This window comes from Aquirufa originis, from assembly GCF_042714495.1.
Lineage (GTDB): Bacteria > Bacteroidota > Bacteroidia > Cytophagales > Spirosomataceae > Aquirufa > Aquirufa originis.
Window position 1 is genome coordinate 226642 of the sequence record NZ_JBBKXY010000001.1, and the last position, 13337, is coordinate 239978.

General features: G+C 43.5%; 13 protein-coding genes. 7 read left to right on the top strand and 6 right to left on the bottom strand.

Annotated features, from left to right (window positions below; translation table 11 throughout):
* The first annotated feature begins 10 nt into the window (after positions 1–10).
* The 5 genes from SKC35_RS00955 (at position 11) to priA (ending at position 6359) form a co-directional block, all read left to right on the top strand.
* Positions 11–928 carry a gliding motility protein GldN gene (locus SKC35_RS00955; RefSeq protein ID WP_377977639.1) on the top strand — a complete coding sequence of 306 codons (918 nt, stop codon included), beginning with the start codon at positions 11–13 and terminating at the stop codon, positions 926–928.
* A 99-nt stretch (positions 929–1027) separates the two neighbouring features.
* The gene (gene pyk / locus SKC35_RS00960) at positions 1028–2503 is read left to right on the top strand and encodes a pyruvate kinase (RefSeq protein WP_377977640.1); all 1476 of its coding nucleotides are present in this window, start codon (positions 1028–1030) and stop codon (positions 2501–2503) included.
* 29 nt (positions 2504–2532) lie between these two features.
* A complete protein-coding gene (locus SKC35_RS00965) occupies positions 2533–3294 on the top strand; it encodes a lysophospholipid acyltransferase family protein (RefSeq protein WP_377977641.1) in 762 nt (253 codons plus the stop codon).
* A 6-nt stretch (positions 3295–3300) separates the two neighbouring features.
* A complete protein-coding gene (gene gldD / locus SKC35_RS00970) occupies positions 3301–3885 on the top strand; it encodes a gliding motility lipoprotein GldD (RefSeq protein ID WP_377977642.1) in 585 nt (194 codons plus the stop codon).
* A complete protein-coding gene (priA, locus tag SKC35_RS00975) occupies positions 3876–6359 on the top strand; it encodes a replication restart helicase PriA (RefSeq protein WP_377977643.1) in 2484 nt (827 codons plus the stop codon). Before gldD ends, priA begins: the two co-directional genes overlap by 10 nt.
* On the opposite strand, the gene SKC35_RS00980 is transcribed toward priA, so the two are convergent.
* Positions 6356–7078: a nitroreductase family protein gene (locus SKC35_RS00980; RefSeq protein ID WP_377977644.1), complete on the bottom strand. Its 723-nt coding sequence runs from the start codon at positions 7076–7078 to the stop codon at positions 6356–6358. The two genes, priA and SKC35_RS00980, sit on opposite strands and share 4 nt — an antisense overlap.
* Positions 7079–7172: 94 nt before the next feature.
* Here SKC35_RS00980 and SKC35_RS00985 point away from each other — a divergent pair, with 94 nt between their 5' ends.
* Together SKC35_RS00985 and obgE are read left to right on the top strand one after the other, a co-directional pair.
* Entirely contained in the window at positions 7173–7742 is a 570-nt protein-coding gene (locus SKC35_RS00985; protein ID WP_130896053.1) for an adenylate kinase, read from the top strand.
* Positions 7743–7755: 13 nt separating this feature from the next.
* On the top strand, positions 7756–8850 hold the full coding sequence (gene obgE, locus SKC35_RS00990; RefSeq protein ID WP_377977645.1) for a GTPase ObgE: 1095 nt from the start codon (positions 7756–7758) through the stop codon (positions 8848–8850).
* Here obgE and SKC35_RS00995 read toward each other — a convergent pair.
* The 5 genes from SKC35_RS00995 to SKC35_RS01015 all read right to left on the bottom strand — a co-directional run bounded on the left by SKC35_RS00995 (position 8842) and on the right by SKC35_RS01015 (position 13226).
* Positions 8842–9753, bottom strand: a complete 912-nt coding sequence (locus SKC35_RS00995; RefSeq protein ID WP_377977646.1) for an SDR family oxidoreductase — start codon at positions 9751–9753, stop codon at positions 8842–8844. The two genes, obgE and SKC35_RS00995, sit on opposite strands and share 9 nt — an antisense overlap.
* Positions 9750–10676 carry a hydroxymethylbilane synthase gene (hemC, locus tag SKC35_RS01000; RefSeq protein WP_377977647.1) on the bottom strand — a complete coding sequence of 309 codons (927 nt, stop codon included), beginning with the start codon at positions 10674–10676 and terminating at the stop codon, positions 9750–9752. The genes SKC35_RS00995 and hemC overlap by 4 nt, the downstream gene beginning before the upstream one ends.
* 1 nt (position 10677) lies before the next feature.
* Entirely contained in the window at positions 10678–11808 is a 1131-nt protein-coding gene (locus tag SKC35_RS01005; RefSeq protein ID WP_377977648.1) for a DNA polymerase III subunit, read from the bottom strand.
* 26 nt (positions 11809–11834) lie between these two features.
* Entirely contained in the window at positions 11835–12914 is a 1080-nt protein-coding gene (locus SKC35_RS01010) for a hypothetical protein (protein ID WP_377977649.1), read from the bottom strand.
* Between the two features lie 72 nt (positions 12915–12986).
* Positions 12987–13226, bottom strand: a complete 240-nt coding sequence (locus tag SKC35_RS01015) for a type B 50S ribosomal protein L31 (protein WP_130896059.1) — start codon at positions 13224–13226, stop codon at positions 12987–12989.
* Positions 13227–13337 lie beyond the last annotated feature (111 nt).

Consider the following 13337-nt stretch of genomic DNA (forward strand, 5'->3'; position numbering starts at 1 on the left):
GGATTGATTTATGAAGTTGAAGCATATTTTATTGGTAGGGATTTGTCTGATGTCATTCGGTGCTTTTGCGCAAGAAACATCGCTTAATCCTAATCCGAATTCGGCACATCCTATTGATGAGGCAGATATTCAATACCGTGCGCAAATTTGGCGTAGAATGGATTTGAATGAAAAGATTAACCAACCCTTCTTTGCAGAGAATAACCAAATCTCCAAATTCTTAATCGATGGTGTGAAGGCGGGAGTGTTAATTCCTTATTCGAATGACTCTTTGAATACGAAATTAAGTCTTGAGCAGTTTTTGGACCGCTTAAAGCTGAAAGGTAAGTTAGAAAACGGTGGATTGACAGCTGAAGAAATCGCAGCCGGTTTTGGCGGAGATGCGAAACCAGCAGCAGCACCTGCCACTGGGGGTGGAGCGGATGACGGCTGGGGAACGAAGAAGGCAGAGACGAATAAAGCGGAGAAGCCGGCAGCAGATGATTTTGACAAAGGGCCAATTGTAGCTGGTGTCGAATACTATATTCCGAAGCAATTATCTATTTTAGAAATCAAAGAAGACGCGATTATTGATCGCAAGCGTTCCCGTTTGTATTTTGATATTCAGGCGATTACATTGAAAATTCCGGCTTCACAATCAGACGCTGGATTAGAGGATATTGTTGCTTCTTTCCGTTTTAAAGACGTCTATAAGTTCTTTAAGAGTAATCCGAATTGCATTTGGTTTAATTCCACGAACGAAATGCAACATCGCAATATGGCGGATGCTTTTGATTTACGCTTTTTCAGTGCTCGCATTATCAAAAAAGGAAATGCGGCTAACAAGGATATTTTCGATCAATTTGGAGATGGGAAAGAAGCATTAAAGAAATCGCAAAAATTAGAGCAACAATTGCAAGATAAAGAGGCTGAAATGTGGGAGAACTAAACCCCATAATCTTATTTTAATACAATTTAAACCACCTTTTGGTGGTTTTTTTTGTGTAATAGATGTAACTTGCAATGTTAATAGAATCTAATCCATATTATGTCGTATCAACGCAAGACAAAAATTGTAGCCACAGTAGGTCCCACATCAGAATCAAGAGAAGCATTAATCCAATTAGCTCAGGCAGGCGTTAACGTTTTCCGCTTAAACTTTTCCCATGGTACACATGAGGATCATTTAGAGCGTTTAAAAACGATTCGTTCTATCTCAGAGGAAATGGGTTTGAATTTAACGGTCCTTCAGGATTTGCAAGGTCCTAAAATTCGTACGCAATTAGTGGAGAACAATGGTGTGCCTTTAGTAGCAGGACAACAATTGATCTTTGCGATGGATGAAAACTTGTTAGGTACATCAGAAAAAGTAGGTACGACCTACACATCGATGTATTTAGATGTGAATCCAGGTGAGCGTATCTTGATGGATGATGGTAACTTAGAGGTGAAGGTACTTACAGTAGATAAAGTGAAGAAAGAGGTAGTGACTGAGGTAATCTATGGTGGTATTTTGAAGTCTAAAAAAGGGATTAACCTTCCAGGTACGAAGGTTTCTTTACCTTGTTTGACACCGAAGGATGAGGCTGATTTGTATTTTGGCCTTGATCACGGAGTGGATTGGGTAGCCTTATCTTTCGTTCGTAAGGCGAGCGATATTTGGGATATTAAAGAAAAAATTAAAGCCTATGGAAAGAATACTCGCGTTATAGCGAAGATTGAAAAGCCAGAAGCGATTGATAATTTAGATGAGATTATCGCAGCAACAGACGCTATTATGGTGGCTCGTGGCGATCTAGGTGTAGAGATGGATGGTGCAGTAGTACCTTACTTACAGAAAGTAATGGTAGAGAAGTGTACGGCGGCAGGTAAGCCTGTTATCGTAGCGACTCAGATGCTAGAATCGATGATCACTAATCCAGTTCCTACGCGTGCAGAAACGTCTGACGTGGCGAACGCGGTATTGCAAGGTGCTTCGGCGACGATGTTAAGTGGTGAATCTGCTTCAGGTGCTTATCCAGTGAAAGCAGTGGAAACAATGGCACACATTCACGAAGTGGTGGAACAACAACAAAATGAAATCGAAATCGTACAAGGTAACGAAGCGGCGATCTACTTTAAGAATCACTCGTTAAGTGCGTCTACCTCTGAAAATGTAGCTTTGCAGGATCGTTTAATCGCAGGTGCGTGTCGTTTAGCGCGTGACTCGAAAGCAAAAGCGATCTTATGTATCACGAATTCAGGTTATACAGCGTTCCGTTTATCAGCTCACCGTCCTAAGGCAGATTTATTCGTGTTTACATCGAATAAAGAATTGATGTCTACGATGGGCCTATTGTGGGGAGCACGCGTGTTCTTCTACGATCCAGGTACAGGCAACGCAGAGAAAACAGTAGCTGCGATGGTAGATAAATTGAAGCAAGATAACTTGTTGTCGAAAGGAGATATCTTCGTGACGACATTATCTGTTCCAGCGAATCAAGACAAGAAAACAAATACAGTTCAATTAGGTGTAGTTGAGTAAATCCTAGATTTAGGGCGCTCGTTTAGATTATGAAAAACAAAAGTTCTTTGCTTTCATCTGTTTTAAAAGGGCTATACACTTTCTGGGCGGGATTCGTTTTTGTACTGATCTTTTTGTTATTATACCCATTGATCTTTGTCTTTTTGCAAAGACGATCTTGGAAAAGAGTTGCTCATCGGCTTGTCGGGCTGTGGGGGCAACTCTTTTTTCTTTTTGCTGGAATCCGCATCAAAGTGACGCATCACTTTAAGCCAGATCCGAAGCAGACCTATGTGTTTTGTGCGAATCACTTTTCGTATGTCGACATTGCGGTGGTGGTAGTGATTATTCGCCATTATTTCTCCTTTGTGGGTAAGAATGCAATGAAGAAGATTCCGCTTTTTGGCTACCTCTATGCTCGATTGAATATCCTGGTGGATAGAGGTGATAAAAATAGTCGTGCGAGTTCATTAAGTCGTTCGATTCGCGCACTTCAGTCTGGCAGAAGTATTATCATCTTTCCGGAAGGAGGAATTATCTCGAAGCAATTCCCCTATATGGCGAATCCCTTGAAGGATGGTGCCTTTATTATGGCCATTCAGCAGCAGGTGCCTATCATCCCGATGAGCTTTCATAATAACCATCAAATCATGGACGAGAATACCCTAATGATGCGTCCGGGTACCTTGCATGTGGAGATGCATCCACCCTTTGATACGAAGGGGTTGACGATGGAAGATTTACCTGTTTTACGGGAAAAAGTGTTTGAATCCATACAAAATCCTATCTTAGCGTATTACGGTTTAAAATAAGCGAATATGCGTCTTTTTCTCCTAGGTTTTATCTTGACCTTGTTTTCCTGTGGATCAGCCTCAGAGGAAGAGAATACGGCTATGCCGCGCCCTAGAGGATTTCCTGCGATGGATATTCCGCCGCATCAGTACCAAGCTTTAGAAAAAGGCCATCCGTTCAGCTTTGAGTTATCTAAACAAGCTGTAGTGAAAAAAGATACGTTTGCTTTGTCCGAACCCCATTGGATGTATATCTATTATCCACGTTGGGATGCATTTATCCAGTTAACTTATAAATCGGTGGAAGGTGATCGGAAACGATTGGATAAGATGATCCGAGATTCCTATGTTTTGGCCTCTAAACACCAGATGAAGGCGAACCGCATAGAGGATGCGATTTTGACCACTCGTGATGGGCGTAAAGCTACCGTCATCGAGTTAGAGGGTGAAGTGGCTACTCCTTTTCAGTTTTTTGCCACGGATAGTACGACGCATTTTTTACGCGGTGCAGTCTATTTAAACACGGCGACGAAAAATGATTCATTGGCTCCCGTTATTCGGTATCTAAAACAAGATGCGATTCACCTGATTCAGACTTTGCGATGGAAATAGGGGAAGAGAGAACGGTTTTTGTGGATGCTTTGCTTCCGCTTCCCATTCCTCGGTATTTTACGTACCGGGTACCTCGGGAATGGGCTGAATTTGTTCAGCCTGGATTGCGGGTGGTGGTGCCTTTTGGGACGAAGAAAGTCTTGACGGGTGTTATTGTCACGGTTCACCATAACCCGCCGAAGCAATACCAAGCGAAATATTTATTGGAGATTTTAGACGATGCTCCCCTGGTTACGTCTTCTCAAATTGCCCTTTTTCAATGGGTAGCGGATTATTACATGTGCTATCCGGGGGAGGTTTTTCAGGTTGCTTTGCCGGCGGGTTTGAAGATTTCAAGCCAATCGAAGGTACAAGCGAATCCAGAATTTTCGAGCCCTGAAACGTTGACAGATAAAGAGTTAGCTCTCTATGTAGAGATCCGAGATAAAGGTGCGTTAACCTATGATGAGCTGGCCAAATTTGCCGAAGTCAAAAGTCCTTATCACCTCATTAAAGCCTTAGTGGGGAAGGATGCGGTGATTATTTTTGATGAGCTAAAAGACCGCTATACGCCTAAAGTGCAGCGAAAAGTCCGTTTAGCGTCTGCTTATGAGGATAAATTAGTATTGACAGATTTGATCCAATCACTGGAGGAGAAACCGAAGCAGATGGCGATATTATTGCATTATTTGCAATATATTCCGGTCTTAAGAAGCCCTGAAACGAATCAAAAAGGTCTAGCAAAGAATAGTTTTAGTCAAACCGGGTTATCAGAGAGTTCCTTGCAGACCTTAGTCAAGAACCAGGTCTTCGAAATTTTCGATGTAGTCGTTTCACGCTTTGACGAAGCAGATGAAAACTTTGTGCCTTCGAGTTTTACTTTGAACGCCCCACAGGAAAAGGCTTACCAGTCTATTTTGAGTCAATTTCAAGAGAAAGATGTCGTATTGCTTCACGGAATAACGGGTTCGGGAAAGACCGAGATATACATCAAGTTGATTCAAGAAGCTTTAGCGAATGGAGATCAAGTCTTGTATTTGTTACCGGAAATTGCGCTAACAACTCAAATAGTCGTTCGATTGAAGCGGATTTTTGGGGAGCAGGTAGGGATTTACCATTCTAAATTCTCGGATAACGAGCGAGTGGAAGTATGGAAATCCATCGTGGAAGGCAAATATCCGTTCGTGGTGGGAGTTCGTTCTTCCGTGTTTCTACCCTTCAAGAATTTAGGGCTAATTATTATCGATGAGGAACATGAGACGTCCTTTAAACAGGCGGATCCAGCTCCTCGCTACCATGCGCGGGATGTGGCGATTGTCTTAGCGCACCAGCAAAAGGCAAAAGTCTTGCTCGGTTCTGCGACGCCGTCAATGGAAACGTATTATCAGGCCAAACAAGATAAGTATGGTCTAGTGGTCTTAAAAGAACGTTTTGGTGCGGCGCAATTACCGGAAATGCATTTAATCGATACGAAATATGCGAACCGGATGAAACAAATGAAGGGCGGATTCTCGGTGGATTTGATTGAAGTGTTAGCGGAGAATTTGAAACAGGGAAAGCAAAGTTTATTGTTCCAAAACCGCCGCGGCTATTCCCCTTATCTCCAATGCCAGGACTGCGATTGGATTGCGACCTGTCACCAGTGTGATGTGTCCTTAACTTACCATGCCCGCGAACAAGAATTACGTTGCCATTATTGTGGTCACCACGAATCCTTGCTTCATCGCTGTGGGGCCTGTGGTTCAGCCCAGCTGAAAACGATGGGTTACGGCACCGAAAAACTAGAAGAAGAATTGCAATTACACCTTCCTGATGCACGTGTAGCCCGCATGGACTTAGACACGACGCGTTCGAAGACCGCCTTCACGAGTTTGATCACAGAAATCCAGAAAGGTCAGGTAGACGTTTTAGTGGGAACACAAATGGTGGCTAAAGGCCTCGATTTCGACGGATTGTCCTTGGTCGCTATCTTCGATGCAGATAAGATTATCAACTTTCCGGATTTCAGAGCCCACGAACGTGGATTCCAATTAATCACCCAAGTGGCTGGTCGTGCTGGCCGCCGCGAAGTGCAAGGCCAAGTGTTCATTCAAACGAATCAACCCACGCATCGCCTGTTTACCTACATCCAAGAAGGAAATTACGAGCAATTGTATGCGGATGAAATGATCGAGCGGGAAGGCTACCATTATCCTCCGTTTACGCGCTTGATTAAGTTGGTCATGCGGCATTATGAAGCACGTAATGTGGAAACGGCGGCGAAGGATTTAGGTCAATTATTGAAGGCCAAATTTGGCAATGGACGCGTCCTAGGACCTGAAAAGCCTTTGATCGAACGCATTCGGAATCAATATGCGATGGAAATTCTCATCAAGCTGGAAAAAGGCGTGGCCTTAGCCACCTTCAAAAAGCAGCTTCGGGAGGAATTAGATACCCTCAGCACGAAGCCAGCTTTTAAAGGCGTTCAAATTATTGTAGACGTAGACTGTAATTAACGTACGTGTACGACTTCCTCGTAGGGAACTCTAAAGCGTGGTCCCCACACTCCTTCTTCTGTCCCTTTACCCACCGAAATCACCATATTAATTTCCGCGCCAGCAGGCAGATTTAAGTGTTTTTTCACACGTTGTGCGTCAAATCCTTCCATGGGGCAAGATTCAAAACCTTCCGCTGCGATAGAAAGCATAAAGGTTTGCGCGGCAAGTGCACATGATTTATGAACCATTACGCGTTGATCCGCTGTGCCACCAAATCGCATCATCGGTTTTCTTAATCCCATCCAGAAACAGATGTTCCAGCGAATGAAGGTAGAAATACCAAAGATATCGTTGCGATATAAAAGTGGAATAAGCTTGCCATAATATTCTAGGCCTCTTTTTTGCATTTTAGACGGTTCGCCTTCGATGGAATCTTGCACTAATTTTAAGTTCCAAGCTGCTCTTTGTTTCCACAGGTCCTGACGGGTCACAAATACGACCAGATGGGCGGTGTCTTTAGCAGCAGATTGTCCTAAACAAAGCTCGTGGAATGCTTTCTTTTCTTCTTCACTTTTGATCCAATGAAACTCCCATAGCTGCATATTGCTACTATTAGGCGATAAAATGGAACGTTGTAAACTGCGTTCGATGATCGCATCATCCACTTTTACGGTGGGGTCGTAGCGTCTATTGGAACGTCTTTTCTGAATTATCTCTTCGAATTGGGTTGAAAGCATCTCTCTTTTTTTTATGCCAAATATAGCAGAAAATCCCTGCTTTTGCCTCTGATTTGATTACCTTTGTGGTTCGAAATAATTAACCCACAATTATATGCTTAATCTTGTTTTATTCGGGCCTCCAGGGGCAGGCAAAGGCACTCAGTCCGCAAAATTAATTGCGAAATACGGTTTAATCCATTTGTCTACAGGTGATTTATTGCGTGCAGAAATTTCTGCAGGTACGACTTTAGGCTTGGAAGCAAAGAAATTGATGGATCAAGGAATCTTGGTGCCGGATGCAGTTGTGATCGGAATGATCGAGAATAAATTGAACGAGAATAAAGAGGCAGCGGGTTTTATTTTTGATGGTTTTCCTAGAACGGAGGCGCAGGCTCAAGCTTTGGACAACTTATTAGCAGGTCATCAATTAGCGATTAATCACATGATTGCGTTAGAGGTGAGCGAAGAGGAATTAACCCAGCGTCTATTAGAGCGTGGTAAGACTTCAGGTCGTCCAGATGATCAAAACGAAGAATTAATTCGCAAACGCGTGCAAGAATACGGCGAAAAAACAGCTCCTGTGGCTGGATATTACGCTGCTCAAAATAAATTCTCAGGAATTAATGGTATTGGCGAAATTGAAGAGATTTTCTCTCAAATTATCGCTATTATCGAAGCATAATTAACAAAATAGAATGACATCTAACTTCATTGACTACGTCAAAATCAATTTACGTTCCGGCCGAGGAGGAAGCGGTTCATCCCATTTTCGGAGGGAAAAACACGTGCCTAAAGGTGGTCCAGATGGTGGCGATGGCGGTCGTGGAGGTCATATATACCTAGTTGGAAGTACTCAACTTTGGACATTAATTCACTTGAAATACCAAAAGCATATTATTGCTGATAGTGGAAATGGTGGCGAGGGTGGACGTCGTTCTGGTTCAGAAGGAGAGGATGTATTTATCCAAGTGCCTTTAGGAACCATCGTGAAAAATGCGGAAACGAACGAGTTTATTGCGGAAGTAACCGAAGAAGGCCAAAAGATTTTAGTCCTTCCCGGCGGTCGTGGAGGTCTAGGAAATCATAATTTTAAGTCATCCACCAATCAATCTCCTCGCCACGCGCAACCGGGTGAGGCAGGTCTTGATGTGTGGGTAGTGATGGAATTGAAAGTGTTAGCGGATGTAGGTTTAGTGGGCTTCCCGAATGCGGGAAAGTCGACGCTTTTATCCGTTCTTTCTGCTGCTACTCCTGAAATTGCAGACTATCCTTTCACCACGTTAGTGCCTCAATTAGGGGTTGTCGAATACCGGGATGAAAAGTCCTTTGTGGTAGCCGATATTCCAGGTATTATCGAGGGAGCTTCTGAAGGTAAAGGTTTGGGATTGAGATTCTTACGTCATATTGAGCGTAACTCGATTTTATGCTTCTTGATTCCTTCGGACGCAGAAAACTGGGGTGAAGAATACCGAATTTTAACGGGCGAATTAGAGAAATACAATCCGGAATTATTAGGAAAACGTCGCGTGATCGTGGTCTCTAAAATGGATCTTTCGATTCCAGAAATGGAAGAGGAAATGCGTGAAAGTTTACCCAAAGATATCCCCGTTTTATTGATTTCTTCGGTGACTCAAGAAGGTATTCAGGAATTGAAAGACTTGCTTTGGACTACCTTGTTAGACGAAAATAAAGATTTTGGAAAGATTAAAGAGGCACCCGCTCTTTTAGATCTGCCAGTGGTAAATCCGATGGCGGATGAAATGATGGAAGATCCAGAAGCTTTAGACTAAATCAGCTACTTGCTGCGCCATTAAGGCGATACCTTCTTGAAAAGTTCTAGGTGCATAACCTAGGACTTTTTTTGCTTTATCGAGCACAAAGCCTGTGCGAGCTGGTCTTTTTGCCGTTTGTTGGAAAGTAGATGAATCGGCTTTTTGCAATAAAGATTTATCTAATCCATAATAATCAGCCGTCATGACTGCCATTTCATAGGGAGTCAAGAAATCAGAACCAGAGATATTGAAAATACCTTCCACTTCGTCTTTGGAAAGTAACCAGCAGCCCATCGCTAAATCCTCTGCGAGGGTAGGCGTGCGGAACTGATCAGTTACGACTTGGATTTTTTTACCGTCTTCGAGTGATTTTTTTACCCAAAGTACAATATTTGAACGGCTCATATCCGGCACAATGCCATAGACTAAAACCGTACGTGCAATGCTCCATCGAATGGTAGAATCAAACAATAATTGTTCTGCTTTCAGCTTACTTTCGCCATAATAGGAGATGGGATTTGCGATGCCCTCTTCCGTATAAGGGCCAGATGCTCCATCAAAGATGAAGTCAGTTGACAAATGACATAAATAGCTGTTGTGCTTTTCGCAAGCCTTGATTAAAAAGGCCACAGCATCCACGTTTAATAAATCACAACCTTCCTGATCTGTTTCACAGGTGTCGACATTCGTCATCGCAGCCGTGTGAATCACTACCTCAGGTTTGAATTGGTCGAATACTTCGTTGACTTCGTCTTGATTAGTAATATCTAAAGACGCATAGGTATAACCTTCACTCACGGGTAAACGATTAGCTCCACGGGCGGTGGCGATTAAATCCACATTCGCTTGTGTGCGCAATAGTTCGACTAGTTTTTGGCCTAATAAACCATTAGAACCCGTGATTAATATGCGTTTTTTCATGAACCTAATTGCTGTCTGATTTTTCGTAATAATTGATGTGCGCCTAGATGAATGAGTTCCATCGCGACTTCTTTGCCTAGGATTGCTGGATCTGAGCCTTCCGCAGAATGATAGATATTTTCTATGCCATCTAAGCTCAGAACGCCGGCATGCAAAGTTAATTGATTGTCTTTAACGACCGCGTGACCATATACTGGAACGCTACAACCGCCTTCTAAGTGCGCAAGTAAGTGACGTTCCGCTAATAAGGCAGCCTCTGTTGTAGGATGGTTGCAAGCTTTGCGTACTACAGCTTTAATGCTGGGGTCTAATGAAACGGCAGATTGAATCGCTACCGACCCTTGGCCTACCGCTGGCACAAATTGAACTAAGCTCAGGTGTTGTGTGATATAGGATTCCATTTCCATTCGATGGACTCCAGCGTATGCCAAAAGCATCGCATCGCAATCCCCGTTTTTTAATTTCTCTAAACGAGTTTGCAGATTGCCCCGCATTTCTACTGCGGTATGCTGTGGGTAGAAATGGCTCAAGAAGGCGCGTCTTCGCGTAGACGATGTGCCTATGCGCAAAGGTGCACTAGAAGCCAAAGTCTTCGCAGGATCGAGGCTTAATACGACATCCTGGGCCGCTTCGCGTTCCGTGAAGGCGATTAATTCTAGTTCTACTGGTAGATGCGAGGGTAAATCCTTCGCGGAATGCTGTGCGATATCGATTTCACCCGCACAAAGCATAGCCTCTAATTCTTCTGTAAATACTCCCTTTGAGCCAATTTTAGATAGGGAACGATCCAAAATCTGATCCCCCTTCGTCGTAATCGCCACGATTTCATAGCCCAATCCCTGCGTAGCGAGCAATGCACCCACGTGGTGTGCCTGCCAAAGCGCCAAAGCCGAATTCCGAGTACCAATGCGTATCGTTTTCATATTAGGAGTTTTTCGCGTGGAAAACGCGTAATAAATAAAGGGAGAGGTCGAGGTGCACCATCTTGGCCCGCGCATTGCGTTCTAGATGGTAGTGTACCTCGGAGATTTTCTCCGTCATCGCCGCAATTTTATCGGTGTTTAAGGTCTTCGAGAAATTATCTACAAAGGCCTTTTCTTTTTCTAATGACTTGATCAGGCTGCTCGCATCCGAAATTTGGTACAAACATTGTCTGAAAATATGGAGGCTGTAACTTAAAATGCCTTTCTGGTTTTCCTTAGCTAAACCGTCGAATTGGTCTGCTAATTGCACTAATTTGGATAGATTTCGGGCATAAATGGCGCGCATCCATTCGGCAAACCAAGTTGTGGTACTTAAGTTGTCGGAGTTCGATTTCTCCAAAGCTTCAGAGATATTTCCCTCGCAATTCACGGCTATTTGATGGGCTTTTTCGGTGTCAATTTCCGCTTTTTGAACTAAATAATCCGTTAAATCTTCTATATCCACAGCACCCACACTGACACGCTGAGTTCTGGAGATAATAGTCGTCAATAATTTATCTGGTTCCGCACAAACTAAGATGAATAAGGTCGAACTAGGTGGTTCTTCCAAAGTCTTCAATAAGGCATTGCCAGCTGAGGCATTCAGGGTCTCTGGATTCCAAAGCATCACTACCTTAAATGGTGCCTCAAATGGTTTTAAGCTAATTTTTTGGACTAATTTCCGAGTCTCCTCCACCGGAATATTTCCCTGGCGATTTCCCTCTGCTCCCATGTAGGCAAGCCATTCTGGCAAGGTTCTAAAGTAGGATTCTTGAATAAACTTTCGCCAGTCGGGCAAGAATACATCCGATTCCGCATCCTTGATTTTCTTCGTGATAACGGTAGGGTAGACGTACACTAAATCTGGGTGAACACCGCGTTGCAATTTCTGGCAACTGGGACAAACACCACAGGAATCCGTTTCAGTTCTATTTGTGCAGAATAAATACGTAACAAAAGCGTGTGCCATCGCGAGCTGAGCTCCTCCTGGAGGACCAACGAATAATTGCGCATGGGCGATGTGTTGATTTTGCACCGCTTGCGACAATGTTTTCTTGGTTTTTTGAAGACCTGGAATGTCTTGAAATCGCATGAATAGGGCTTTTGTAAAAGAAAGAACTAATTTCGGAAAGATGTGTCCGCTTTCCAAATTTCTTCCATGCTTTGGCGGAGATTTTCGGGGATTTCCTGATTTTTTAATTCGATCCAAGCGCAAGCAGAGGCGTAGGCTTTTTCGAAGTCAAATGACTTCAGCGCTGGATACTCTCCATAACTAAAGGACGGAATGTAGCGTGGCGGAAATCCGATGCTCGAAAGGTTGCAATGACTCCCAATGACGGTTCCTGTGTTCAAATTTGTTCCCACACCGGTAGTAACATAGTCGCCTATGATTTGGCCTAAAGACTTTAAACCTGTATTTCGTGGTCCCTTTAAAGTATAATCGTATAGGGAAACAGTTTGGATATCATTACGCAGGTTAGAGCCGTTCGTTAGAGCCCCTAAATTCGAAAAGGATCCCACAATCGAATTGCCTAAATAACCCTCATGTGCCTTATTGCTGAATGGGAAGAAGATGCAGTGGTTGATTTCGCCGCCTACCTTGCATCCTGGGCCGATTGTGGTGTTTGGGCGAATCTTTGCACCTATATTCGTTGTTGTGCCTTTTAAGAGCGCCGCTGGGCCCTGAATTAGCGTTCCTATTTGGATGTTGACATCCTCTCCTATGTAAATGGGTCCTTTGCTGGCATCTAAAATGCTGCCTTGTACCCGAGCGGAGTGATGAATGTAGATGTCCTTCGGCTGGATATAGGTATTATTTCCAGGAACTGGATTGTTTCCCTTGATTTCATCCCTTAAAAACTCGGCTTGGTAGGCCAGCAAATCTTCTGGATGTTGAAGGGAATGGAGGTATTGTTCTATGCGATGGGTGCCTTGTCCTCTTTGGGCCAAAACCTGACCTTCATATACATAGGAACTATCTGCCGGGAGCTGGTTTAAAAGTTGAAAAGTGGAAGGTGTCGGAACTACTCCGCTCATCACTAGAATGTCCGCCTGATCAGCGTTTAAAACGCGTGCAGGCCATTTGCGTTCTAAGGTACTTGTTCCAGCCCATAATTCAGCGACCAGACGGTGCTGTGTGAGTGGCTGGAGAGCGTGTTTTAACGCCAAATCCTCGAATAAATAGACCTTGAGCTGCATAGGACAAATCTAGGATAAAAAAAGCCTTCCCCCAAAAATGGAAGAAGGCTTTTCGTATGGGCGCTGGGAAAATTACTTCGCGTAACGCTTGTTGAATTTGTCCACACGTCCTGTTGTATCTAACAATACGTTCTTACCTGTATAGAATGGGTGAGATTGAGATGAAACCTCCAATTTGTATACTGGGTAGGTAGCTCCTTCGAATTCTGTGGTCTCCGTAGTGGCAACACATGAACGAGTTAAAAACTTGTAATCAGCTGATAGATCGTGAAATACAACTTCTTTGTATTCTGGGTGGATATCTTTTTTCATGATAATGGATAATAGACGATTCCCTGCCGTCTTGTTTACATTTGTTTTCCAAAGGGGATATTTGGACCTTACAATAAGGGATGCAAAATTACAGAATGTATTTTATTTTCC

Coding starts and splice junctions, on each gene's coding strand:
- SKC35_RS00955 (WP_377977639.1), top strand. CDS start 11: ATGAAGTTGAAGCATATTTTATTGGTAGGGATTTGTCTGATGTCATTC.
- pyk (WP_377977640.1), top strand. CDS start 1,028: ATGTCGTATCAACGCAAGACAAAAATTGTAGCCACAGTAGGTCCCACA.
- SKC35_RS00965 (WP_377977641.1), top strand. CDS start 2,533: ATGAAAAACAAAAGTTCTTTGCTTTCATCTGTTTTAAAAGGGCTATAC.
- gldD (WP_377977642.1), top strand. CDS start 3,301: ATGCGTCTTTTTCTCCTAGGTTTTATCTTGACCTTGTTTTCCTGTGGA.
- priA (WP_377977643.1), top strand. CDS start 3,876: ATGGAAATAGGGGAAGAGAGAACGGTTTTTGTGGATGCTTTGCTTCCG.
- SKC35_RS00980 (WP_377977644.1), bottom strand. CDS start 7,078: ATGCTTTCAACCCAATTCGAAGAGATAATTCAGAAAAGACGTTCCAAT.
- SKC35_RS00985 (WP_130896053.1), top strand. CDS start 7,173: ATGCTTAATCTTGTTTTATTCGGGCCTCCAGGGGCAGGCAAAGGCACT.
- obgE (WP_377977645.1), top strand. CDS start 7,756: ATGACATCTAACTTCATTGACTACGTCAAAATCAATTTACGTTCCGGC.
- SKC35_RS00995 (WP_377977646.1), bottom strand. CDS start 9,753: ATGAAAAAACGCATATTAATCACGGGTTCTAATGGTTTATTAGGCCAA.
- hemC (WP_377977647.1), bottom strand. CDS start 10,676: ATGAAAACGATACGCATTGGTACTCGGAATTCGGCTTTGGCGCTTTGG.
- SKC35_RS01005 (WP_377977648.1), bottom strand. CDS start 11,808: ATGCGATTTCAAGACATTCCAGGTCTTCAAAAAACCAAGAAAACATTG.
- SKC35_RS01010 (WP_377977649.1), bottom strand. CDS start 12,914: ATGCAGCTCAAGGTCTATTTATTCGAGGATTTGGCGTTAAAACACGCT.
- SKC35_RS01015 (WP_130896059.1), bottom strand. CDS start 13,226: ATGAAAAAAGATATCCACCCAGAATACAAAGAAGTTGTATTTCACGAT.